We start from the raw sequence: 1,913 nt of genomic DNA, 5'->3' as shown, positions 1-1,913 counted from the left end.
CCCAGTGGCGGCCAGATCAAGGTGGATGGCGAAGAAGTCACTGCGCTGGACGCCAACGGCCTGCGGCGCTTTCGCCAGCAGGTCGGGATGATCTTCCAGCACTTCAACTTGCTGGCGTCCAAGACCGTGGCCGACAACGTCGCGCTGCCGCTGACGCTCGCCGGTGAACTGTCGCGCAAGGAAATCGACCAGCGTGTGGCTGAGCTGCTCGCCCGCGTCGGCTTGTCGGACCACGCCAAGAAGTACCCGGCGCAGTTGTCCGGCGGCCAGAAACAGCGCGTCGGCATCGCCCGAGCCCTGGCGACCAAGCCAAAAATCCTGCTTTGTGACGAAGCCACCAGCGCCCTCGACCCGCAAACCACGGCGTCGGTCCTGCAACTGCTGGCCGAGATCAACCGCGAGTTGAACCTGACCATCGTGTTGATCACCCATGAAATGGACGTGATCCGCCGCGTATGCGACCAGGTCGCCGTCATGGACGCCGGGGTAATCGTCGAGCAAGGCTCGGTGGCCGACGTGTTCCTGCACCCCAAGCACCCGACCACCAAGCGCTTCGTACAAGAAGCCGAACAGGTGGACGAAGGCGAGCAGCGCGACGACTTTGCCCATGTGCCAGGCCGTATCGTGCGCCTGACGTTCCAAGGGGACGCGACCTACGCGCCACTGCTGGGTACCGTCGCACGGGAAACCGGTGTGGACTACAGCATTCTTGCCGGTCGTATCGACCGCATCAAAGACATCCCTTACGGGCAACTGACCCTCGCCGTCACCGGCGGTGACATGGAAGCCGCGTTCGCACGCTTCACCGCCGCCGACGTTCACATGGAGGTCCTGCGCTGATGGACGTTTTCCTGAGTTTCTTCGCCAATATCGACTGGTCTGAAATCTGGCTCGCCACCGGCGACACCATGACCATGCTGTTCGGCTCGCTGTTCTTCACCGTGCTACTGGGGCTGCCCCTGGGCGTGCTGTTGTTCCTGACCAGCCCGCGCCAGCTGTTCGAACAAAAAGGCCTGTACGCGCTGTTGTCGCTGATCGTGAATATCTTGCGCTCGCTGCCGTTCATCATCCTGTTGATCGTGATGATTCCGTTCACGGTACTGATCACCGGCACGTCGCTGGGTGTCGCCGGCGCGATCCCACCACTGGTCGTCGGTGCCACGCCATTCTTTGCTCGCCTGGTGGAAACCGCCCTGCGCGAAGTGGACCGTGGCATCATCGAAGCCACCCAGGCCATGGGCGCCACCACCCGCCAGATCATCACCAATGCCCTATTGCCCGAGGCCCGCCCTGGCATCTTCGCGGCGATTACGGTGACGGCGATTACACTGGTTTCCTACACCGCGATGGCTGGTGTGGTCGGTGCTGGCGGCCTGGGCGACCTGGCAATCCGTTTTGGCTACCAGCGTTTCCAGACCGATGTGATGGTGGTCACTGTGGTGATGCTGTTGATTCTGGTGCAAATTCTGCAAACCGTCGGCGACCGGCTGGTGGTGCATTTTTCTCGTAAATAACGGCCATTGCCGGCACATAGCCGGCAGATGCCCGAACAAGGAGCTTGCTGGATGAAAAAACTACTGGTTGCTTTCGCCGCCGTGGCTGCGTTTTCCGCCCACGCCGAGACCATTACGGTCGCTGCTTCGCCGGTGCCTCACGCCGAGATCCTCGAATTCGTGAAGCCTGCCCTGGCCAAAGAAGGCGTGGATCTGAAGGTCAAAGTCTTCACCGACTACGTGCAGCCGAACGTACAGGTGGCTGAAAAGCGCCTGGATGCCAACTTCTTCCAGCACCAGCCGTACCTGGATGAATTCAACAAGGCCAAAGGCACTCACCTGGTGAGCGTCGGCGCTGTGCACCTCGAACCTCTGGGCGCTTACTCCAGCAAGTACAAAAAACTGGCCGACCTGCCTGAC

At 61.2% G+C, this 1,913-nt stretch carries 3 protein-coding genes; all 3 read left to right on the top strand.

Annotated elements, in window-relative coordinates; translation table 11 throughout:
* A partial coding sequence (locus tag BKD70_RS22510; RefSeq protein ID WP_070415430.1) for an ATP-binding cassette domain-containing protein occupies nucleotides 1-840 on the top strand: 840 nt, incomplete at its 5' end.
* A complete protein-coding gene (locus BKD70_RS22505) occupies nucleotides 840-1,514 on the top strand; it encodes a methionine ABC transporter permease (protein WP_003187354.1) in 675 nt (224 codons plus the stop codon). The genes BKD70_RS22510 and BKD70_RS22505, both read left to right, overlap by 1 nt.
* A gap of 51 nt (nucleotides 1,515-1,565) precedes the next feature.
* Nucleotides 1,566-1,913, top strand: a 348-nt coding sequence (locus BKD70_RS22500; protein ID WP_256543204.1) for a MetQ/NlpA family ABC transporter substrate-binding protein, incomplete at its 3' end; no start/stop codon positions are given.

The sequence above is a fragment of the Pseudomonas sp. BS-2016 genome (genome assembly GCF_001806145.1).
GTDB lineage: Bacteria > Pseudomonadota > Gammaproteobacteria > Pseudomonadales > Pseudomonadaceae > Aquipseudomonas > Aquipseudomonas lundensis.
The sequence above is the reverse complement of the archived record's forward strand: the minus strand, read 5'-3'. Positions and strand labels throughout refer to the sequence as shown.

Coding starts and splice junctions, on each gene's coding strand:
- BKD70_RS22505 (WP_003187354.1), top strand. CDS start 840: ATGGACGTTTTCCTGAGTTTCTTCGCCAATATCGACTGGTCTGAAATC.